The organism is Peribacillus frigoritolerans (assembly GCF_001636405.1).
Lineage (GTDB): Bacteria > Bacillota > Bacilli > Bacillales > DSM-1321 > Peribacillus > Peribacillus frigoritolerans.
Map to the genome: position 1 here is coordinate 4,591,783 of NZ_KV440950.1, position 21,213 is coordinate 4,612,995.

Below are 21,213 nucleotides of genomic sequence, written 5' to 3' on the forward strand. Positions count from 1 at the left end.
TTTGAAAAGAGCTTCAGCCAGTCGTTGTTAACGACTGGCTGAAGCTCTTTTTCACTTAATGATGAGTGGATGGTCCTTGGCATCATAGGTTTCATCTTTCCGGCATAGATCATTGTTTTCCTGAAATACGCTTTCAAAGAAACGGCTTGCTGGTTCAGCCAAGACTTGATAATATTGGCTAAATAAAAGAGCAGCATGATTCCCATTCCACTTAGAAGGCAGAAGTTCCTTTGGCAGGCCCGGATCGATGAATAAAAATTTACGGTATTCATGCACCAAGTTCGTTCGTTCCACAAAACAATCTGCATCGGACATTTCACCCCTGCTAATGATGCTTTGATGAACGATGAATTGTTTACTGTATTTCTCGATGAATTCTTCATATTTATTTTCAATCTCTTCTAATTGCCAGCTCTTTTCTACAAGCGATTGGTTTTCTTTTGGACCTTTGTACTCCGAGATGAAAAAATCAACATATTCATCTATGTCATATTTCTCGATCAAGCGATTGATTTGCTTCTCCAAATCATTGGGGGAAATCCAGCAACCACTTGAAAAACTGCCAAATCCGCTCCATAATAATTCTTTGCGGAGATCATCCCGTAATTGCCGCTTATCTTCAGGGATCGTGTACATTAAGATGCGCCATTTACCGTCCCATTCATTCGGTTTCATCTTATATATGCGATTGGCCGCTTCATCCATTCTCTGCACACCGCGATCAGTCAAAAAATAATAGCTTTTATTTCCCTGCTTCTCTGACTGAATCCACCCTTGCTTGACCATTCGTGAAACGGCTACACGAACGCCCTGCTCATTATGGCCGAATTCCTTTAACAAACGAATTAAACTGCCTATCCAGATTTTACTTCCATAGTTACGGATATAATCGCCGTATATCGTAAAAATCATGGATTGTGTATTAGTACCTATCTTTCTCACCTCGTCCTAACATTGTTACTATTTTCACACGGAAGACATAATAATTATTATATCTTTTTAACATGAAAGCGCAATATTATTCACCAGTAAATCGCGCTTTTCTTCGTTCACTAAATGCCAGGAGCGCTTCCGATCTATCTTGAGTCGGAATGGTCAATTCATAGGCTTTTCCTTCTATAGCCATTCCCGTTTGCAAATCCGTATTCATTCCTTGGTCAATCGCATATTTGGCTTGTTTGACTGCAATCGGCCCATTCTTCATGATATTGGCTGCCAATTCCTCACAGGCTGACATTAGACGATCCCTTGGCACGACCTTCAAAAGGATCCCTAATTGACATGCTTCTTCTGCAGTCAATTTTTTAGCGGTGAAGATCAATTCCTTCGCCTTCATTTCCCCAATCAATCTCGGCAGCCGCTGTGTACCGCCTGCTCCCGGAATAATGGCCCAGCTAGTTTCAGTGAGCCCCAAAGAAACACCTTCCGCAGCAATTGCAAAGTCACATGAAAGCAGCCATTCAAATCCTCCCCCCAATGCATACCCATTGACGGCAGCAATTGTCGGCTGCGGAAGCCCTGCGATACTATTAAAAACATCGCGAATCGCTTTAACGTTCCTTCTTACTTCGGCATCATTCAAAGACTTCCTTTCTTTCAAATCCGCTCCCGCGCTGAATGCTTTTTCCCCTGCACCGGTGAAAATGACGACACGGATATCGCCGTCATAATAAACGGCATCGATGACTTGCTGCAGTTCACAAAGTGTCTCATAGTCGAAGCAGTTCAATACGTCGGGCCGATTCACTGTTATATAGCCGATTTGATTTATCACTTTATAAATAACCTTGGACATGAGTCTCCTCCCCTTTTTGAAAAAATGACCCTTATGCAGATAAAATTAATAAGGGCCATACGCTTAATCATTCTTTATCGATATTTTCTATAATGGCGGATATGCCTTGGCCGACGCCTACACACATCGTCGCAAGGCCATAACGTACTTTCCGCTTTTTCATTTCGTGGACGAGTGTTGTTAAAATACGCGCCCCGCTTGCACCTAGCGGATGGCCAAAAGCTATTGCCCCGCCGTTGACATTCACTTTCTCCTGATCCAATTTCAATTGGCGGATGCACTCCAAGGATTGGGAAGCGAATGCTTCATTCAATTCCACCAGCCCGATGTCTTCAATCGTCAAACTTGCCCTCTCCAATGCTTTTTTAGTGGCATGAATAGGGCCAAGGCCCATAATGGACGGTTCCAAGCCCGCTACCGCCCCTACAACATATTTGGCCAGAGGCTTCAATCCAAGCTCCCGTGCTTTTTCTGCACTCATCAAAAGCAGTGCCGAGGCTCCATCATTTACACCTGAAGCATTACCGGCGGTTACAGTGCCGCCTTTAAAGATCGGTTTGAGTTTTTCAAGCTTTTCAATGGTCGTGTCAGGACGAGGGTGTTCATCCTTCTCGATAATGACCTCATTCCCTTTTCGATCCGTATATCGAACAGGTACGATTTCATTAATGAAACGCTCATTTTCCACTGCGTTTTTCGCCCTTTGCTGGCTTTGATAAGCGAATTGATCTTGGTCCTCCCTTGAAACAGAAAAACGCAGGGCGACGTTTTCAGCCGTTTGAGGCATGGAATCCGCACCATACATTTCTTTAAGTTTCTCATTCGTGAAACGCCATCCGATCGTTGTATCCTGAAGCTCCATTGAACCCCGCGGAAATTCACTCTCAGGTTTCGCCATGACGTACGGCGCCCTTGTCATGCTTTCAGTACCCCCTGCGATATAAATATCGCCTTCACCGACTGCAATGGAGCGCGCTGCATACATGACGGCATCCAATCCGGATCCACATAAACGATTTATTGTCGTTCCAGCTACATTTACCGGAAGACCAGCTAAGAGGGCGGACATCCGGGCCACATCGCGATTATCCTCTCCCGCTTGATTTGCATTCCCGAAGATGACATCCTCAATTTGATCAGGCGGCAGCTCTGGATTGCGATCTATCAGCGCCTTGATTACAATTGCGCCGAGGTCATCCGGGCGAACGCTTTTCAATGCGCCTTTATATCTTCCGATTGGTGTTCTCACAGCATCAATGATCACAACATCCTTCATTTCCTCACCAGCTCGCCATCTTTTGTATAATCGTACACACCTTTACCAGACTTACGGCCGAGCCTGCCAGCTTTAACATATTGTTCAAGGAGGGGAGCCGGGCGGTATTTCTCACCCAGTTTACTATGTAAATATTTTAAATTATTCAAGCGGGCATCCAATCCCACCAAATCTCCTAGCTCAAATGGTCCCATTGGGTAATTCAGCCCTAACTTTATTGCCTTATCGATTTCTTCTGGTGTTCCTAAGCCTTCTTGAAGCATAAAGAACGCTTCATTACCTACCAAACAGCTGATCCTGCTTGTAACAAACCCAGGGAATTCATTTATGACCACGGTCTCTTTCCCCATTTTTTCGGCTACCTCTTTTATTATGGCTGCCGTTTCATCACTTGTTTCAAGACCACGTACAATTTCAACGAGCGGCATTTTTTGTACAGGATTGAAAAAATGCATGGCAATCGTTTTTTCGGGACGCTTTCCATAAGAACCAATTTCCGTCGGACTCATCGTGGAAGTATTGGTTGCAAAGTAACAATCTTCTTTTGCATGGACTTCAATCGTTTCGAAGACTGCCCTCTTGATTTCCGCCTTTTCCGGAACTGCCTCTATGATCAAGTCGGCATATGCTGCTGATTCTTTCAGATTGGCAGAATAGGTAAATCTGCTTTTTGCAGCTGCCGCTTCTTCCTCGGTAATCTTTTGGTAGCGCAAACCCTTTTCAAAAATGGAATCGATTTCGTTTCTTGCACTTTCCAAAGCATCCTGATTCACATCCACCAATATTACATTAAAGCCCCCAATTGCTCCTACATAAGCTATTCCCCTGCCCATGACACCAGAACCGACGACCACTAGATTACTAATCATTCGTTCATTCCTCCTTCAAAAATAAATAGGGCTGGCTCGGATGAATCAGATCAGCATTCAACCATACCTGAATTACTTTTCCGACATACCGTTTAGCCAGCCGTCTATTTTTTTGTTTTATTGAATTCCAAATGGATTTAAGGGACGGCTTCCATGATAGGAAATGATGCTTTTCGTTTCTGTATAAAGATCAAGTGTCTCAATGCAAAGTTCCCGGCCGAATCCTGACTGTTTATACCCTCCGAAAGGTGTTCCAGGAAATGCGGAGAATGGGCAATTCACCATGACGATTCCCGCTTCTATTTGATTGGCCACTCTAGTCGCACGCCCGCCATCTTTTGTCCAAAGGGCTGAACCCAAACCGAATTCCGTATCATTCGCGAGCCTCACAGCTTCTTTTTCATCTTTGAATTTCATTATGACAACGACCGGCCCGAATATTTCCTCTTTCACTACATCCATTTCATGATTGACATTCGCTATTACCGTCGGCTCATACCAATAACCGTTTTCGAAGCCTTCAATGACCGCTGGCTTTCCTCCCGTCAGGATCTTCGCTCCATCAGTAATGGCAGATTGGACATAATTGTCGATGACATCCAATTGCCCTTGATCTATGACTGCACCGATGTGTGTTTCTTTGTCGAGCGGATTGCCCAATTTCAATTTTTTCGTCTTTTCTACGAATCTGGCAACGAACTCATCGTATATGTCTTCGTGAACGTATAAACGGGATCTAGCTTCGCAAGACTGCCCAGTATTATAGAAAATTCCATATAATGATCCATCGATGGCTGCTTCAAGGTCTGCATCTTCAAAAACAATATTAGGGGACTTACCGCCAAGCTCCAATGTGACCCTTTTTAATGTCTGAGAAGCCTTGCCCATAAGATCTCTGCCGATTGGCGTAGAACCCGTAAAGGCCACCTTATTCACTTTCGGATGCTGAACAAGGTAATTCCCTACGTCCGATCCAGGACCTGGAATGATATTGACCACGCCTGAAGGAACACCTGCTTCTAAACAGATTTCCCCTAAAACAAGGGCCGTCAGCGGCGTTAACGAGGCTGGCTTAACGATCACCGAACAGCCAACCGCGATTGCAGGTGCAATTTTCCACGCTGCCATCATCATAGGGTAATTCCATGGGATGATTTGGGCACAAACGCCTACTGGCTCTTTTTCCGTATAGTTATGGAATTGACCAGGCACATTATTCACAGATCCGCGGTGTGCAACTAACGCTCCTGCATAAAATTCGAAATCTTCAATTGCCTGCATGACTTGGCCTTGCGCTGCAGAAATGGATTTGCCGCTGTTCAGGACTTCCAATTCAACCAATTCATTAAAGCGTGAACGCATGATCGCTGCAATTTTGTTCAAAACACGAGACCGTTTGTTAATCGGAGTCCTCTTCCATTTCCCGTTATCAAATGCTTCACGTGCAGCTTGAACAGCCTTTTCCGCATCTTCCTTGGTCGCCTTTGCAACCTTGGCAATGATTTCACCAGTCGCAGGATTGTACGCATCAATCGTGGAACCATCCGAGCTTTCCACTCTTTCTCCATTAATGATCAGATGATAATAATCACGCTTCATTTCCGCTTTTTCAAATGCCGCCTCTTGTACTCTAACCATGTAATCCCACTCCCTTTTCTATATTACTTACCTATGAATTGAGCTTTCCTTTTTTCAGTGAATGCTGTCACACCTTCTGCATAATCCTTCGTTAAGCCAGCAATGCGCTGACCCTCCGCTTCTTCTTTTAAGTATTCTTCCAATGAAAGATGATAGGACGCCTCTAAGTATCTTTTGATTAATCCGATTGCCTTCGTTGGTTTGTTTGCGATATTCTCTGCAAAGGCTTTCAATTGCTCGTTCCACTCATCCACACCGATCACTTTTGTAGCGAGCCCGATATTTTTCGCCTCGCCAGCCGTAACCTTTTCGCCCAATAATGATAATTCCAGGGCTTTCGCATGACCAACGATTCGCGAAAGGTAATACAGATTCCCCGAATCAGGAATCAATCCAATATTGACAAAGGCATTTAAAAAACTGGCTTTTTCAGAAACAAGCCGAAAATCGCATGCCAACGCCAGGCTGAAGCCAGCACCTGCAGCCACCCCATTGACTCCTGCAATGATCGGTTTTTCACAGTTTGCTATTTGCTCCATCATCGGACCGTAATCCTCACGCAGCTTCTGGCCTAAATTCATGCCCTCATCAACATCCGATAAATCCTGCCCCGAACAAAATGCCCTGCCTTCCCCAGTAATGATAATGGCCCGGACTTCATCTGCCCCTGCGGATATTTTGATCGCTTTCTGTATTTCCTTATTCATTTGGGACGTAAAGGCATTTAGTTTATCAGGACGGTTCAAAGTAAGCCAAGCAACTCCATTTTCAACCCTATATTTGATCGTTTCGTACATAGAGCACCCCTTATCCGCCTGTGAATTTTGGCTCCCTTTTTTCAACAAATGCTTTCATTCCTTCTTTTTGGTCCTCTGATGCGAAAAGGATATAGAAATTCTTCCGTTCAAATTGCATGCCCTCATTTAATGGATAATCAACGGCCTTATTGATGGATTCTTTGATCAGCCTTACAGCTAACGGGGGTTGCTTTGCTATCTTTCTAGCAAAATCAACCGATTCTTCCATTAACAATTCAGGTGCCACGATCTTATTAATGAAACCATATTGCAGGGCTGTCTTTGCCTTTATCCTTTCAGCCGTCAATATCCATTCAAGCGCCTTCGTCTTGCCTACCAATTTCGTCAATCTTTGGGTTCCTCCTGCACCAGGCATGACCCCTAGTGTCACTTCAGGAAAGGAAAACTGGGTATCGCTGGCGGCAATCAGGAAATCACAGGATAAAGCAAGTTCAAAACCACCGCCGAATACAAAACTTTTCACCGCACCAATCACAGGCTTCTTGACTAGGCTTATTCGGTCCCAATCGGCAAATTGGTTCGTTAACTCCATACTGATTGGATCATCGTTCACCATCTCGTCAATATCAGCTCCAGCGGAAAATGCTTTTCCATTGCCCGATAGCAAAATCACCTTCACTTGCGGGTCCCGGTCGAATTCTTCCATGTTTGAAACAATTTCCCTAACCATTATCCTGTTAAGGGCATTAAGTTGCTTAGGCCGATTTAAAGAGATATAACCAATTCCATCCGAGATTGACGTTTCGATGAATTGAAGCGCATTCATTTTATCTCTTCACCGATCATCATCGTTACAAGTTTCCCGGCAAAGCCCATTAGGTCTTTCCCTGATGCTTTTCCTTCCGGGGAACGCATTCCTTGTTGCAATGCATCATGGTCTTCATAATACATTTCACAAAGAATGTAGTACTCAGAGTCTTTGCCCATTGGGGTCCCTACAATTTTAGTGACCTCCATTTTTTGAAGACCAGGAATTTTTTCCGTTATCGGACCATGTACATTGAAGTAGTGCTCATCGAATTCTTCCTTGTTTTCAGGTTGTTTATAAAGGGCGATTAGTTTTACCATTTTAGAAAACCTCCATTTTATTAGATTATTTTTATCATCGGTTTCATCGCTTCGAACGGATTTTTGCATGCCTTACAATATAAAATGCTGCGGCAGGCCGTGGGACCGAAGATATTTTCCATCGTGACATATGTCGATTCACAATATGGGCAATCCACATGCCATGATCCATCACTTTTCATTTGTCGAGGAGGAGGGGAGATTCCGAAAACCTTCAATCCAGCTTTCCCCTTTTCCGTAATTCGATCGGATGTCCAGGAAGGGGAACGTAAAAATTCCACACATACATTTTTTACGGCAGGCAGCTGTTTAAGGGCTGTTTCCACATTTTTTTGAATGATCGACAATGCCGGGCACCCAAGAAAAGTTGGCAGCATTTTTACCGAAACGTCCTGGCCCGAAACCGTCACGTCTTGGACCATCCCTAAATCCAGAATACTTACTGTATCGATTTCGGGATCTTTAACGTCTTCCAGGAGCCTATATATTTCTTCTGTGTTTAACTGTACGGTCGCCATGGTACCCCTCCCCTTTCTATTGATTCACCATGAAGCTGCTTTATCGCTTGCGTAAACTTCGCTTAACGTTTTTAGCGCCTTTTCCAAATCTTCCGTATGCTGGCCATTACGGCCATCACCTCTTGCCATCCCTATTTGAATCGTTGCTGCCAAGCCGACACTTTCAAAAATTGGTGTGATGGCCTCGATCCATTTTTTCTGTAAAACAGCTTCGCCCTCTATCAAGCCGAGCTCCACCATTTCCTCTCCATATTGTCCAAGTGAAAATACGCCAGCAAAATCGGGCATTGTTTTCCCGATCGCCGCTTTCATTCTCGAAACCGCTTCCAAGTGACCAGATCCCAGCAATTGGACGAACCAGGTTTTCCAGTGCATCAAATGATAGTAAAGTTCCATCTGTACCTTTTGTGCCACTTCAGCAAGCGGTTCATATGAACATGAATGAAGGGATTGAACCTTAATTGCTTTGGCTTGGGTATAAAAATAATTCCGCACTACCGCAAACGCCCAATCATAATCCGGGTCTTTCATATAGTGACCAGGACCATTGACCAATTCGAGAATGATCGCATTGCGCCGTTCCTTGGCCGGACGGTCATGAGCCAGCTTATCCGCATCCCCTTCACCGAGTTCATCAAGTAACTTATAATAAATGGCTGCATGCCCCATCGTGTCTTGGGATATCGAGGCGGATGCAACATCTTCTTCGATATGCGGTGCGAGTCCCAACCATTCTGCACCACGGTATGAATGGATGAAGTCATCGTCCGCCAGTTGAAGCAGCAACTCCTTGATTGCGATGTCCTTCAATGATTCATTCCTCATTTTTCACACCTCCAGCCCAAGACATTATCTCTTTTTCATCGAGCATTCCCTGCTCATACTTCCGCCATTTTTTCTTTAAATACCCGTACCCTTTTGTGGTCCTGTAGTCTTTATTATCGATACGTTGAAGCGTTTTCTTTTCCTCGGCCGTCATTTTCCGTATATTCCGTCTCTTCACGACCCAGATATCATCAACCGCTTCACGTCTCATGAAATTTTCTTGTGCCATCATGATGGCGATATCTTCATTCGGGGCGAGCAGGCTGAAGTGGTATTGAATGGGTGATGATTGCGTTTTACGGCTGAATACTTCAAATTCTTCAAAGTAATTTCCTTGTCTAGTTTCCATATCGTCCTTCCCCCTCCCTTAAATGATCTTTGGAGCCAATGCCTCGCGTACCCATTTATTTTTTTCATAAGAATTTCTTCGAAGACTTAAGCGATCCTGCGAACGGGGACCTTCATTCCTTGCGAACACCTTCAATTTCCCCCAATCGGGTTGTTGGTAAATCCAGGTTTCAGACTCTTTGTCAAACCTAAGCGTTTCATCTGGAATGCTAAAGCCAAGTGAAAGGATCCGCTTCACATATTTTGAAAAAAAAGCTTGTCGAAGTTCTTCATTCGTACTGGTTCTGATTTTGTACTTAATCGTTATATCCTGTTTGGATGTGCCCACTTCTTTCTTACTGGGAGGTCCAAAGAAAAGTAATAAGGATTCCCACCAATAATTGATGGAGTCTTGAACCAATTTCCTTTGTTCTTCCGTCCCTTCAGCCAAAGCCATGATTATCGCTTCACCATGCTGCGCGTGAAAAACTTCTTCCGCGCAAATCCTCTGTAATGCCCGGGCATAAGGCCCGTATGAGGCGCCAAGCATGTTCGTCTGGGAAATGATGGCTGCACCATCAACCAGCCAGCCAATCAATCCAGCATCGCCCCAGGATTTGGCTTCCATATGGAAAACATTATGAAACTTTAAATCTCCTTTAAACAAATCTTGCATGAGGTCATCCCGTTTTTTACTGTAAGGCTTTAGCAAATCCTCGGCGACGCGAAGCAATAATTGCCCATGCCCCATTTCATCCTGCACCTTTGCCATGATTCCAAGTTTCCTATTTAAAGTCGGGGCTTTAGGTACCCATTCCTTTTCTGGAAGCGCCCCCATGATTTCACTGATTCCATGCATTGATATTAATTTGATTAAAGTGCCCCGGTATTCTTCCGGCATCCAATCATCCGCCTCTATCTTTTCTCCCGCTTCGATTCTGGCAATGAATTGATTTAGCTTTTCTTCTCCTGCCATATCATTTAAAAGAACGTTCATCCAAATCACCTCTTTTTTTAAAATATAACGTTTATATAACGTTATTATATTTTACTGTTATACTTAATGCAAGACTATTCTGTCTTTTTTAAAGTAAAAGGAAATTTTCTGGTTTTCTTTAAATCTTTTAATCCACTAAAACTTTAAAGGGCGAAGTTTCCACTTTGATAGAATCTGTCGGACAACCCTCCGCCGCATCATCCAGATCATCAAATAAACCTTCCGCGACCTCTGCAGTTCCTTCATTTTCATCCAGGATGACAAATGCCACTCCCTCATCATTGGAATCAAAGATTTCAGGTGCAGCGGCACCGCATGCAATGCAGGTTTCTTGATCCACAACTGTATATTTTGACAAGAGGCCCTCCTCCTTCTCCATTTAATGATTGGCTCCATCTTCTCTTCCATTAAGAGATAAACCCATATTTAAACACGATTGCATCCGCTTTATGTATGGCGTTTACTTGTTCGATTTCTTCAGCTCCACTTATTCCAATCGATACTTCAGCTGGAAAGAACTGAACGACAGAATCGTCCGGTTTAACATCCATATTCATGAGCATGGAATTTACAAACGAATGACTTCATCCTTCCGCTTATCAACGACACGAATCGCTTTTCCTTCTGAACGGGGAATGCTTTTTGGGATGTTGACAACAATATCCATCGTGACAAGACATGCGGATTTCAAATGATGCTGAATCGTTTTCCTTAATCTCTCTACATTCCCATGCGTTAAGTCTTCTTCAATCTCTTTGTAGAAACCGCTTTCAATTTCAATGTGCAATTCAACACCATCCATATTTCCCTTCTTAACGAGATGAATCTGATAGTGCGGCACAATTCCCTCCATTTGGAATAACACACGCTCTATTTCAGATGGAAATACATTCACTCCCCTGACTATGATCATATCATCCGTTCTGCCCTTAACACGGGACATTCTAGTTGTCGTACGCCCGCATTTACACGGTTCATGTGTAATTGAGGCGATGTCCCCTGTACGATAACGAATGATTGGAAGCGCTTCCTTTGTAAGGCTGGTGAATACAAGTTCCCCATCTTCGCCGTCCTCAACCGGTTCAAGCGTGTCCGGGTTAATGACCTCGACAAGAAAATGGTCTTCTGCGATATGGAGTCCATCCTGTGCTTCATGACATTCAATCGCAACTCCCGGCCCCATGATTTCACTCAATCCGTAAATATCGATGGCTTTCAATTTCAGTTTCCTCTCAAGTGTTGCCCTCATTGCCTCCGACCATGGCTCAGCTCCGAAAATCCCGTACTCAAGCCCATTATCAGCAGGATCAATTCCCATCTCTTCCATCTTTTCAGCGATATTCAAAATATAAGTAGGGGTTCCGCAAATGCCTCGCGGTTTAAAGTCATTGATGATCGTAATCTGCCTATCGGTATTCCCCCCTGAAATGGGTACTGTCGCAACTCCTAGCTTTTCTGCCCCACAATGCAAGCCCAGCCCCCCTGTAAACAGACCATATCCATATGCGTTATGGAAAATATCTGACTTGCGGCCTCCTGCAGCTACAATTCCACGTGCGACGATAGTTGCCCAGTTTTCCAAATCATTTTTCGTATACCCGACAATTGTAGGCTTTCCGCTCGTTCCGGATGAACCATGAATGCGTGTTACATCCTCCATCGGAACGGCAAATAAACCGAATGGATACTGATCACGAAGCGTCTGTTTTTTTGTAAAGGGAAGCTTTATCACATCGTTTAGAGTTTGAATATCTTCTGGTTCCAGGCCCATCTCCCTAAACTTTTCTCTGTAATAAGGTACATTTTCATAAACATGGCTAATCGTTTTTTTAAGGCGTGCCATTTGTAAACTTTCCATTTCAGCACGCGAAGCCGTTTCAACTTCCGGATTGTACATTTTTTCAGTCCCCCTCAATTTTACTATTGTCCCACCGACATTCATAACAGTAATAAAACGGAGAATAAATTATTGTTATGATTTAGTTCAAGATTAATACGTCATTTCTACGTTGTCAATCATGTTTTTATAATTCAGACAAAATGACTGAATAGACAAAATACTAATTTACTAAATTTTCAGACTATGTTAGTTTTAACAATGATATATCATTTTATCAAACACTCGTTTTAAAAACGTACTACTTAAAAGGGGGCTTACCATGGAATCACAGGCTAAAAATGGGCATTCACCATCAGGACATGACAGAGGAAATAAGTATCGTCAATTAATTGAAACGGAAGAATTCAAGGAACTAATCTAAAGGAAAAAAGCTTTTATCGTACCTGTCACTCTCTTCTTTCTTGCTTTTTATTTTGTTCTGCCAATTTTAGCTGTTTATAGCGAAGTGTTGAAAGGCGAAGCCTTCTTCCATATTACTTGGGCTTGGGTATACGCACTCCTCCAATTTGCCGTCGTATGGATAGGGGGAATCGTCTATATAAAAAAAGCAGCGAAGTACGACAAAATGGCAAAAAAAATCTTGAATAAATATGAGAAGGAGCTTGGCGAATGAGCATTTTATCCCTCACGCTTTTTTTGGGCATCATCTTGTTAACGCTTACTATAACCTATTACTCTTCTAATAAGACGAAAAATGCCAGTGATTTTTATACGGCCGGCGGCGGATTGACAGCATGGCAGAATGGATTGGCCGTGGCAGGTGACTTTATGTCAGCCGCATCTTTCCTCGGAATTACGGGTGCAATCGCACTGATTGGTTTTGATGGCTTTTACATGAGCATCGGGAACCTTGTTGCCTTTCTTGTCTTATTGTATCTAGTGTCGGAACCACTACGCAATCTAGGTAAGTTTACGCTGGCAGATATGATTTCAGCACGCTTCAAATCAAAAAAAGTGCGAGGGATAGCTGCGGCTAACACACTTGTCATTTCAATCTTTTACATGATTGCCCAACTTGTCGGTGCAGGAGGATTAATTAAACACTTGCTCGGCATCGATTATTGGCTATCCGTACTGCTTGTCGGTGTACTGATGACGATTTATGTGATTTTCGGAGGGATGACAGCGACAAGCTGGGTGCAGATCACCAAGGCGGTTCTCTTGCTAGGCGGTTCTGCCGTGTTGACGTTCATCGTATTTTCGCGTTTTAACATGTCCAAACTGCAACACCGCTCGGAAAGGATTTTTTGAATCCAGGAAATAAATACACCGATGGACTCGACATGATTTCATTCAATATGTCGCTTGTCCTTGGAGCAGCCGGCCTTCCGCATTTACTCGTCCGCTTCTTTACAGTAAAGGACGCAGCTGCTGCAAGGAAATCCGTCGTATATTCCACATGGTTTATAGGGGTATTTTTCATCATGACGATTTTCCTTGGTTTCGGCGCTGCATCTTTCGTCGGGTTTGAGCGGATTGTCGATGCAAACCCGGCTGGAAACATGGCCGCTCCTCTTCTTGCATTAACCATTGGAGGTGAATTTTTATTCGCATTCGTTTCTGCGGTAGCATTTGCCACGATTTTAGCGGTTGTATCCGGTCTTGTTTTAACATCGGCATCCGCTTTTGCACATGATATATATGGTGAAATCATCAAGGATGGAAATATTACGGGAGTACAGCAAGTACTCGTTGCCCGATTGGCTTCTGTCTCTTAGCGGTCATTTCGATTCTACTTGCTTTATTCGCACAATCAATGAATGTCGCTTTTCTTTCAGTCCTCGCGCTTGGGATTGCTGCCAGTGCCAATTTACCGATCATCCTTTGCACAATATATTGGAAACGCTTCAACTCAACCGGAGCGATCACAGGAATGTCATTCGGGTTACTCAGCTCCATCATACTGGTCATGCTTAGCCCCAATGTATGGAACCCGGAACCTGGAATGGGGATTTCACAGGCGATCCCCTCTTCACGATGAGCAACCCGACCATTTTCACCGTGCCGCTCGGCTTTATTGGAGCTTATTTAGGCACAATCTTGTCAAAAGCAAAAGATGAGGAAAACAGTTTTGCTGAAGTACTGTTCAAATCAAACACCGGATATGGGATAAGTTCAGCAAAAGACCATTAAAAAGGGGGATTTCCATGACCGCACATTTAGATAAGGATATTCACGAATTGCATTACGATCAAATCAAACAAGTACTGGTCGACGAACCATATGCTTCTTTTCTAGGAATGAGATTGACGAAACTCGGTCCCGGCACAGCGGAAGCAGAATTGATTCCAAGTGACCACATGCTAAATAGCCACGGAACGGTTCATGGTGCCATTATCTTTTCACTTGCTGATTACGTGTTCGCAGCAGCCAGCAATTCATATGGCAAAATAGCGGTTGGCGTTTCAAACAACATCAATTTCTTATCAGCTGGCAAACGGGGTGAAACTTTAACTGCCAGAGCGGAAGAGATCAAGAAAAACCATAAACTGGCCTGGTATAAAATAGACGTGTTAAATGAAAGGGAATTGATTGCAACCATGGAAGCGATGGTATTCAGGAAAAATCAATATTTCGTTGACCAAGTTGAATAAGTAACGTTTGAAACCGGACAAGCAATCCATTTGTCCGGTTTCCTCTCCCTTGATTTTCCAAGGATACGTAAGCATAGAAAAAAAGGGGGATTCCCGATTGGAATCCCCCCTCCCCTATTTTATCACCCTTCTTCTGGTTATTGACCGCAATACTGGAATCTATCACTATTAACGACTCCCCGCACTCCCGTTCACTTATCCCATCCGTCTGATTAGCGATTTTCCCTCCATGCCTTTTCGATGATCATTGCCAGGATTGCTGAAATGGACATGGACATCCATTAATCAAAGAGACCCTTGTGATGCTACCATTTTCTCCTTCTTTCCTACATATACATCAAGCGCAGCCTGCAAAGCCTCTCCCCGATTAACTTGGAACCCTTGGCGCAAAAGGACAGCTTCCAAAGAGGCCAATACAAACAGGATGTTTTCTTTCCTGCAACTGAATCCCATAGTCCCGATTCTCCAGATTTTCCCGTGAAGCGGACCAAATGAGGAAGCGATTTCGATGCCAAATTCATTCAACAGCATGTCTCTTACAGCTTCACCATCGATTCCTTTTGGAATTTCAATGCAAGTTACACATGGAAGTTTGTTTTTCCCATCCCCGAATAACATTAGTCCCATTGCCTTGATCCCTTCAACGAGAGCAGCTTCGTGGAGTTCATGACGGGCAAAGCGCGTTTCCAGACCTTCTTCGAGCACAAGGCGCAATCCTTCACGTAACGCATAAATCATGGAAGTTGCTTCTGTATGATGATTCAAACGACGCGGTCCCCAATAATCCTGCAGCATGCTTAAATCGAAATAATTACTGGCGATCGGAAGGCTGAGCGAAACCTGTTGGTTGTCTTCATCCGTGGCAATACCACGTTCCACCTTTTTGCGGGACTGGATGATTTCTTCTATTCGCTCATTATACGTAATCGGTGCCATACCGGAAGGAACGGACAAGCATTTTTGTGTCCCTCCTATCAATCCATCAATACACCATTCATCCACCTTAACATCTGTGCCCCCGATGGAGGCAACCGCATCCACAACAAGCAGGACACCCAATTCACGGCAGGCCCGCCCGATTTCCTTCAAAGGCTGCATACAACCAGTGGAGGTTTCCCCATGCACGATTGCTGTTATTTTTGGGGAGACTTTCTTGATTTCCGCAATGACTGCTTGCGGTTCGAACACTTCTCCCCAAGGACATTCCATCGTATGGACTTCAGCTCCGTATCGCTCACAGATTTCCACCAATAAATGACCGAACCTTCCGAATATAGGAACCAGTACCTTATCCCCCGGCTCAATGATGCTGCATAGAATCGCTTCATTACCGGATCTTGAGGTGCCATCTATCGGGAACGCCCATTTATTTTTAGTTTGAAAAACCAAACGCAGCATTTCCATCACTTCATTCATGATAGTGGTGAATGCAGGATCGAATTGCCCCAATATCGGTGTGCTCATCGCCCTTAAAACACGCGGGTCAACTTCGACCGGTCCTGGTGTCATGATCGTTCTCATCGGTGCATTCAATTCTGAATATGCCATTTTTACCAACTCCTTCAAAAGGCTATTTTATAAAGTATTTCATTCAAAAATCCGATTCCCTTATCCATATCCATCGCAACAGGTTTGACACCCATCCATTGTGAAACCCCACCCCAGCCTCATTTCCGCTTTCTTTGCCAGGGAATCGAGAGTCGAAAATGTCCTTACAAAACCTTTCAAAAACCTCTTCCTCTCCGATGCCATTCGGAACATTGAATTCCGAAGCCAGAAGACAGCATCCTTCCTGTATCCAATGGGAGTGGTGCCCGCATGATCACTCTTAATGATTTTCACCGTATAAAGGCGGTGACGCCCCATCCTTGTCCGTTTCCATATGGGAACTGGTCGGAATGATTCCACCGGAGGGACCCCCTAAATCATACACTAACAAAATATATAATAAGTTTTTTCCCATCCTCAGCTTTCATTGCCTGCTGAGCGCTCATCCTTTCCTTGGAATATAATATCCGTGTCACCCCATTACTCTCTGTTGCCCCGAAAAATGCCAACCATTCTATCATCGAACGCAACATCATCCTTTTCATCTATTAATTTTTCATTTTGATTGCCCATCATATCGCTTCCCTTCGCAATAGCCTTTGATGTCATGAACATGCACAAAATTTATATCATCTATTATTTTACTTGCTTTCGCATTTAACTTCATTGACAATTTTGTTAGTATTTCGGTGTTTTTTTGTGCAAAATAACCAACTGAAAGACAACCAATAATGTGTATATATACAGATTTCTATGAGAACTTTTATTACAGGCAGCTCCTCATCATATTAAATGGTTTTTTTGGTTAATTGAGATGCTAGTTCCACTTATGCCGGCCAAATTAACTTTTGATGGACTGCAAACCTAAAAAGATGATGTCTAATCTTTGTTACATCTAATTCACATATGTTTTATTTGCTTTTTCTTTTTATAAAGAATTAGACCAAAATGGGGAACAAGTAATCGTGATTACTTGTTCCCCATTTTATCGAATACTCACTCATTTTTATCCGAAGCCCCGTATGAATTACTGGTAGAAGTTAAGATCTGACACTATGCTAAGCCTCATGTATTTAATAACATTGCATCTGGTTGGTCTGATGCCCCAGAAATCACTTAATGTTTACACTTATTTTCCTTCGCTTCAATGCGTCGTCGATGCAGGATAGGCTCAGTATACCCACTTGGTTGGTTATAGCCTTGAAACACTAGGTCGCATGCAGCTTGGAACGCCACTGAGCTGTCGTAATTATCCGCGATACATTGATAGGCTGAATCTCCACTGTTTTGTTCATCCACTACTTTAGCCATTCGTTGTAAAGTCTCCAAAACCTGTCCTTTTGTACAAATTCCGTGGTGAAGCCAGTTAGCGATATGCTGACTCGAAATTCTTAGTGTGGCACGGTCTTCCATCAACCCTACATTATTGATATCTGGTACTTTGGAACAACCAATTCCTTGTTCTACCCAACGTACAACATAACCGAGGATACCTTGGGCATTGTTATCCAGCTCTTGCTGAATTTCTTCCGGACTCCATTCGGGGTTTTGAGCCACCGGGATTTCCAAAATATCATCACGTAAATTTACTGGATTCTTTTTCAACTCATCTTGCACCTTTTTTACATCCACTTGATGATAATGAAGAGCATGCAATGTCGCTGCAGTCGGTGAAGGCACCCATGCTGTATTCGCCCCCGCTTTCAGATGGCCAATCTTTTGCGTTAGCATTTCCGCCATCATGTCAGGTATTGCCCACATTCCCTTACCAATTTGAGCTCGACCTTGAAAACCGGTTGCTAGACCTACATTGACATTCGATTTTTCATAACCTTGTAGCCATTTTGATCCTTTCATGTTATTTTTGAGGATCATAGGTCCAGCTTCCATAGAAGTATGAATTTCGTCTCCCGTTCGATCTAAGAACCCTGTATTAATAAATGCCACTCTTTCTTTAACTTGGCGGATACAAGCTTTCAAGTTCAATGAAGTTCGACGTTCTTCGTCCATAACACCAATTTTCAGTGTATTTCGCTGTAGACCAAGCATGTCTTCCACACGATCAAAGAGCTCATTTGCAAAAGCCACCTCTTCGGATCCATGCATTTTTGGCTTAACGATATAAACTGATCCTTTAGATGAATTTTGATATTTACCATTCCCCAACAAGGAATGTTTGGCAAGTAAACTAGTCATGACTGTATCCATAATCCCTTCAGGAATCTCCTCACCATTTTCATCCAGGACTGCGTTTGTGGTCATTAAATGTCCCACGTTACGGACAAACATAAGTGAACGGCCAGGTAAAGAGAATTCTTCTCCATTTGGAGCTCTGTATAAACGATCCGGGTTCATTGTACGTGTCATCAATTTATTATCCTTTTTGAAAGTTACAGCCAGATCCCCCCTCATAAGACCTAACCAATTTCGATAGACCAGGACTTTATCATCAGCATCCACTGCCGCAACAGAATCCTCACAATCCATAATGGTCGTAAGAGTAGATTCCATTAGAATGTCCTTAACGCCTGCTTTATCTATTTTACCGATCGGATGACTTCTATCAATCTGAATTTCAAAATGCAACCCATTATTTTTTAATAATATCGCCGATGGCTTTCCGTATTCACCTTGATTGCCAACTAGCTTAGATTCCTCTACTAAACTCGTAATTTCTCCATTTTTGAGTGTAACAGCTAATTTCCCATCTACTACTGTATATTTCACAGCGTCTTTATGTGAATGATCCTTTAAAGGAGTTACTTGATCAAGAAAATCCTTTGCAAATGAAATGACTTCTCCACCGCGTACTTCATTGTAGCTCCCTTCTCGGTAGGCTCCTTCTTTTTCGCTAATAACATCTGTACCATATAGGGCATTATAAAGGCTTCCCCACCTTGCATTTGAAGCGTTAATAGCATAACGAGCATTATCAACCGGGACAACTAGCTGCGGACCGGCTTGGAAGGCAATTTCATCATCTACCCCTTCTGTGGTAATATGAAAGTCTTCTCCTTCAGGTTCGAGATAGCCAATTTCTTGTAAAAATGTTTTATATTCAGCAAAGTCCATCTCGTTATTTTCCCTGTGCCATGTATTGATTTTGGTTTGAATTTCATCACGACGAGCTAATAATTTTTTGTTTTTTGGAGACATGTCATGTACCAATTTTTCAAAATCATCCCAAAATTGTTCCTGATTCAGTCCGCTTCCAGGCAGCCCATCTTTATTGATAAATTCAAAAAGTATCGAAGCCACTTGAAGATTACCTACTTTCACATATTCTCCCATGATGTATTCCTCCTCTAAAATTAGTTTGACTCCCGGTATACGCCGAGATAATTTTCTTAAACCAGGTAATCTCTCCTCCCTTTGAACGGGTTCAATACTTAGTTTGTTTTCGATTTCAAGTTCTCAAATTTATTGTTTTGTTTTCTTATAATCAATTTCAAGTTTATCGTTAGAGATGTCAAATATAGTCAGTATGGTATAAACACCTTTTTTCTTCACTCGCAAAATGAAAGCCCATTTTTTTTAAAATAATCACTTTACTTTTCCATCTTCAGGTAGATAGATCGGTTACTGCCCGACCTCCAACTTATTCATTAATTTATTCCAATTAATGAATTTCTCCAAAAAGATCGATATAATGACACCCATAATGAGACCATTTGTAATGAAAGGCTGCAAGAGGACAGGTATACTGCCGAATAATGCTGGCGGGATGTTCATAATGCTAACTCCAACTAGGACCGGCCCTGCTAAACGGAGTATCGTTTCAGAGTTGAATAACGTTCCTTTCAGACTGTTTAATGCGGTCCCGAACAATTGAAGGTATGCGACAAATAAAACAGCGTTACCTATTGTTAATGGCATTGTTCCTAAGAATCTCCCTAATGGCGGAATAACTCCAAGGAGAGTAAACAAAAATCCGCTTATAATGAATGGCTTTCGTTTGAATAAATTGGTACTTTGTAAAAAACCTATCGTAGATGTAAATGGTGTAAAAGGGACCAAGCCAAAAATCGAAGTGATAAACGCAAAAATACCTGTTACAAAAATAGATCTCCTGTATTGACTATGTTCCACCTTTTCCTTGTAAACATCGGCAACTGCTTGAATAGAAGCGAAAGAATTCGTTAAATTCAGAAGGACAGCAAAAAAGGAAACAAAAATAATACCAATATTCAAATTTGGAGTTCCAAGGGGAAAGAAAGTGAATGCCATACCTGAAGAGCTAGCCGTCGGAAGATCTGAAGGGAAAATAATTCGATATAATGACCAACCTACGATAATTCCGATCAGGATTGAAAAATTGCCTAGTATTTTCCCTCCTTTAATCTTTAAAAAGCCGACGAAGATGACAATCAAGATTGAAAACAAACTGACAGGGAGATCAATTGTTCCACTTTCGGTTATTTTAAACATGCCTTTGAAGAAAATAAAGATGAGCTGAAAGGTCAGTAAAAATATATAAACACTTATCACCATCGGCTTAATTACTTTTTGTATGATATAAATCAGGTTAAATGCCGCTAGCAATACGGTTACAGCTCCAGCCAGCAAAATACCTGTTGCAATACCTCCCCCTACGGTTGCAAAATCCAATCCGAGTGCAGATGCAGAGATGCCCATATTTATCATCAGACCCCACATTAGCCCTGAATGGCTGTCCAATAATGGATAACGATGCCCAACCCATGCCTGCAGAATACAGGATATTCCGGTAAAGATAAAGGAGCACCTTATCGTCATTTCAATTGTTTCTGTAGGAAGCTGGAATGCTGCTCCTACAGAAATTGGTACGACAACCGTATTGGCAAAAATAAAAAAAAGCCACTGTAAAGAGGAGAATAATGTTACAGTAACTCCTTGCTGTTTCATCTTAATCATCACCATTTCCGATTTCTGGATTTTTATAAAATCTGTTTGCTAGTTTTTAAGGAAGCCAATCGTAGAAATTACAAAATCATCACTTTTTATAAATAAAAATATAAGCGAAGCGCTGTCTTCATAACAATCGCTTCGCCTTAATCACTT

At 42.7% G+C, this 21,213-nt stretch carries 20 protein-coding genes and 3 pseudogenes; 3 read left to right on the forward strand and 20 right to left on the reverse strand.

Translation table 11 applies throughout. From position 1 onward, the window contains the following. Positions 1-51 precede the first annotated feature (51 nt). The 15 genes from paaX to A6755_RS21750 all read right to left on the reverse strand — a co-directional run bounded on the left by paaX (position 52) and on the right by A6755_RS21750 (position 12,028). Positions 52-933: a phenylacetic acid degradation operon negative regulatory protein PaaX gene (gene paaX / locus A6755_RS21685; protein WP_095391064.1), complete on the reverse strand. Its 882-nt coding sequence runs from the start codon at positions 931-933 to the stop codon at positions 52-54. Positions 934-1,018: 85 nt separating this feature from the next. Next, a complete protein-coding gene (locus tag A6755_RS21690; protein ID WP_063591923.1) occupies positions 1,019-1,795 on the reverse strand; it encodes an enoyl-CoA hydratase-related protein in 777 nt (258 codons plus the stop codon). A 67-nt stretch (positions 1,796-1,862) separates the two neighbouring features. Beyond that, positions 1,863-3,071 (reverse strand): acetyl-CoA C-acyltransferase, encoded by a 1,209-nt coding sequence (locus A6755_RS21695; RefSeq protein WP_034314894.1) that lies wholly within the window; start codon positions 3,069-3,071, stop codon positions 1,863-1,865. After that, positions 3,068-3,940, reverse strand: a complete 873-nt coding sequence (locus A6755_RS21700; RefSeq protein ID WP_063591924.1) for a 3-hydroxyacyl-CoA dehydrogenase — start codon at positions 3,938-3,940, stop codon at positions 3,068-3,070. The genes A6755_RS21695 and A6755_RS21700 overlap by 4 nt, the downstream gene beginning before the upstream one ends. A 117-nt stretch (positions 3,941-4,057) precedes the next feature. Further along, the gene (locus tag A6755_RS21705; RefSeq protein WP_063591925.1) at positions 4,058-5,578 is read right to left on the reverse strand and encodes an aldehyde dehydrogenase family protein; all 1,521 of its coding nucleotides are present in this window, start codon (positions 5,576-5,578) and stop codon (positions 4,058-4,060) included. Positions 5,579-5,601: 23 nt separating this feature from the next. Next, positions 5,602-6,375, reverse strand: coding sequence for an enoyl-CoA hydratase-related protein (locus A6755_RS21710; RefSeq protein WP_063591926.1), 774 nt, complete (start codon positions 6,373-6,375; stop codon positions 5,602-5,604). Between the two features lie 10 nt (positions 6,376-6,385). After that, positions 6,386-7,162 (reverse strand): enoyl-CoA hydratase/isomerase family protein, encoded by a 777-nt coding sequence (locus A6755_RS21715; RefSeq protein ID WP_057275715.1) that lies wholly within the window; start codon positions 7,160-7,162, stop codon positions 6,386-6,388. Further along, positions 7,159-7,464, reverse strand: coding sequence for an EthD family reductase (locus A6755_RS21720; protein ID WP_034314904.1), 306 nt, complete (start codon positions 7,462-7,464; stop codon positions 7,159-7,161). Before A6755_RS21720 ends, A6755_RS21715 begins: the two co-directional genes overlap by 4 nt. 20 nt (positions 7,465-7,484) lie before the next feature. Beyond that, positions 7,485-7,982, reverse strand: coding sequence for a 1,2-phenylacetyl-CoA epoxidase subunit PaaD (paaD, locus tag A6755_RS21725; RefSeq protein WP_034314906.1), 498 nt, complete (start codon positions 7,980-7,982; stop codon positions 7,485-7,487). A 24-nt stretch (positions 7,983-8,006) separates the two neighbouring features. Continuing rightward, on the reverse strand, positions 8,007-8,807 hold the full coding sequence (gene paaC / locus A6755_RS21730) for a 1,2-phenylacetyl-CoA epoxidase subunit PaaC (protein WP_034314909.1): 801 nt from the start codon (positions 8,805-8,807) through the stop codon (positions 8,007-8,009). Then, a complete protein-coding gene (paaB, locus tag A6755_RS21735) occupies positions 8,797-9,156 on the reverse strand; it encodes a 1,2-phenylacetyl-CoA epoxidase subunit PaaB (RefSeq protein ID WP_063591927.1) in 360 nt (119 codons plus the stop codon). Before paaB ends, paaC begins: the two co-directional genes overlap by 11 nt. 18 nt (positions 9,157-9,174) lie before the next feature. Next, positions 9,175-10,131, reverse strand: coding sequence for a 1,2-phenylacetyl-CoA epoxidase subunit PaaA (gene paaA / locus A6755_RS21740; RefSeq protein ID WP_063591928.1), 957 nt, complete (start codon positions 10,129-10,131; stop codon positions 9,175-9,177). Between the two features lie 127 nt (positions 10,132-10,258). Beyond that, positions 10,259-10,489: a ferredoxin gene (locus A6755_RS21745; protein WP_063591929.1), complete on the reverse strand. Its 231-nt coding sequence runs from the start codon at positions 10,487-10,489 to the stop codon at positions 10,259-10,261. A 49-nt stretch (positions 10,490-10,538) separates the two neighbouring features. After that, positions 10,539-10,688 (reverse strand): hypothetical protein, encoded by a 150-nt coding sequence (locus A6755_RS27280; protein ID WP_161784891.1) that lies wholly within the window; start codon positions 10,686-10,688, stop codon positions 10,539-10,541. A gap of 11 nt (positions 10,689-10,699) precedes the next feature. After that, complete coding sequence (locus A6755_RS21750; RefSeq protein WP_034314919.1) at positions 10,700-12,028, reverse strand: phenylacetate--CoA ligase family protein; 1,329 nt, start codon at positions 12,026-12,028, stop codon at positions 10,700-10,702. 376 nt (positions 12,029-12,404) lie between these two features. On the opposite strand from A6755_RS21750, the pseudogene A6755_RS28165 reads away from it, so the two are divergent. The 3 genes and pseudogenes from A6755_RS28165 to A6755_RS21765 all read left to right on the forward strand — a co-directional run. Next, positions 12,405-12,644, forward strand: a pseudogene (locus A6755_RS28165) (DUF485 domain-containing protein); the annotation flags it as partial. After that, a pseudogene (locus A6755_RS21760) lies at positions 12,641-14,164 on the forward strand (solute symporter family protein). The pseudogenes A6755_RS28165 and A6755_RS21760, both read left to right, overlap by 4 nt. A 14-nt stretch (positions 14,165-14,178) precedes the next feature. After that, a complete protein-coding gene (locus A6755_RS21765; protein ID WP_057275710.1) occupies positions 14,179-14,625 on the forward strand; it encodes a PaaI family thioesterase in 447 nt (148 codons plus the stop codon). Between the two features lie 285 nt (positions 14,626-14,910). On the opposite strand, the gene A6755_RS21770 is transcribed toward A6755_RS21765, so the two are convergent. The 5 genes and pseudogenes from A6755_RS21770 to A6755_RS21785 all read right to left on the reverse strand — a co-directional run bounded on the left by A6755_RS21770 (position 14,911) and on the right by A6755_RS21785 (position 21,057). Beyond that, positions 14,911-16,173: a pyridoxal-phosphate-dependent aminotransferase family protein gene (locus tag A6755_RS21770; protein ID WP_034314927.1), complete on the reverse strand. Its 1,263-nt coding sequence runs from the start codon at positions 16,171-16,173 to the stop codon at positions 14,911-14,913. 60 nt (positions 16,174-16,233) lie between these two features. After that, on the reverse strand, positions 16,234-16,533 hold the full coding sequence (locus A6755_RS21775) for a hypothetical protein (RefSeq protein ID WP_063591930.1): 300 nt from the start codon (positions 16,531-16,533) through the stop codon (positions 16,234-16,236). 56 nt (positions 16,534-16,589) lie between these two features. Then, positions 16,590-16,694: pseudogene (locus A6755_RS27780) on the reverse strand (hypothetical protein); the annotation flags it as partial. Positions 16,695-17,289: 595 nt separating this feature from the next. Next, a complete protein-coding gene (locus A6755_RS21780; RefSeq protein ID WP_063591931.1) occupies positions 17,290-19,464 on the reverse strand; it encodes a malate synthase G in 2,175 nt (724 codons plus the stop codon). 288 nt (positions 19,465-19,752) lie between these two features. Next, positions 19,753-21,057, reverse strand: a complete 1,305-nt coding sequence (locus tag A6755_RS21785; protein WP_063591932.1) for a uracil/xanthine transporter — start codon at positions 21,055-21,057, stop codon at positions 19,753-19,755. Between the last annotated feature and the right edge of the window lie 156 nt (positions 21,058-21,213).

What these genes read in the sequence shown, in the direction of transcription:
- A6755_RS21690 (WP_063591923.1), bottom strand. Translation starts at nt 1,795, where the DNA reads ATGTCCAAGGTTATTTATAAAGTGATAAATCAAATCGGCTATATAACA.
- A6755_RS21695 (WP_034314894.1), bottom strand. Translation starts at nt 3,071, where the DNA reads ATGAAGGATGTTGTGATCATTGATGCTGTGAGAACACCAATCGGAAGA.
- A6755_RS21700 (WP_063591924.1), bottom strand. Translation starts at nt 3,940, where the DNA reads ATGATTAGTAATCTAGTGGTCGTCGGTTCTGGTGTCATGGGCAGGGGA.
- A6755_RS21705 (WP_063591925.1), bottom strand. Translation starts at nt 5,578, where the DNA reads ATGGTTAGAGTACAAGAGGCGGCATTTGAAAAAGCGGAAATGAAGCGT.
- A6755_RS21710 (WP_063591926.1), bottom strand. Translation starts at nt 6,375, where the DNA reads ATGTACGAAACGATCAAATATAGGGTTGAAAATGGAGTTGCTTGGCTT.
- A6755_RS21715 (WP_057275715.1), bottom strand. Translation starts at nt 7,162, where the DNA reads ATGAATGCGCTTCAATTCATCGAAACGTCAATCTCGGATGGAATTGGT.
- A6755_RS21720 (WP_034314904.1), bottom strand. Translation starts at nt 7,464, where the DNA reads ATGGTAAAACTAATCGCCCTTTATAAACAACCTGAAAACAAGGAAGAA.
- paaD (WP_034314906.1), bottom strand. Translation starts at nt 7,982, where the DNA reads ATGGCGACCGTACAGTTAAACACAGAAGAAATATATAGGCTCCTGGAA.
- paaC (WP_034314909.1), bottom strand. Translation starts at nt 8,807, where the DNA reads ATGAGGAATGAATCATTGAAGGACATCGCAATCAAGGAGTTGCTGCTT.
- paaB (WP_063591927.1), bottom strand. Translation starts at nt 9,156, where the DNA reads ATGGAAACTAGACAAGGAAATTACTTTGAAGAATTTGAAGTATTCAGC.
- paaA (WP_063591928.1), bottom strand. Translation starts at nt 10,131, where the DNA reads ATGAACGTTCTTTTAAATGATATGGCAGGAGAAGAAAAGCTAAATCAA.
- A6755_RS27280 (WP_161784891.1), bottom strand. Translation starts at nt 10,688, where the DNA reads ATGAATATGGATGTTAAACCGGACGATTCTGTCGTTCAGTTCTTTCCA.
- A6755_RS21750 (WP_034314919.1), bottom strand. Translation starts at nt 12,028, where the DNA reads ATGTACAATCCGGAAGTTGAAACGGCTTCGCGTGCTGAAATGGAAAGT.
- A6755_RS21765 (WP_057275710.1), top strand. Translation starts at nt 14,179, where the DNA reads ATGACCGCACATTTAGATAAGGATATTCACGAATTGCATTACGATCAA.
- A6755_RS21770 (WP_034314927.1), bottom strand. Translation starts at nt 16,173, where the DNA reads ATGGCATATTCAGAATTGAATGCACCGATGAGAACGATCATGACACCA.
- A6755_RS21780 (WP_063591931.1), bottom strand. Translation starts at nt 19,464, where the DNA reads ATGGGAGAATATGTGAAAGTAGGTAATCTTCAAGTGGCTTCGATACTT.
- A6755_RS21785 (WP_063591932.1), bottom strand. Translation starts at nt 21,057, where the DNA reads ATGAAACAGCAAGGAGTTACTGTAACATTATTCTCCTCTTTACAGTGG.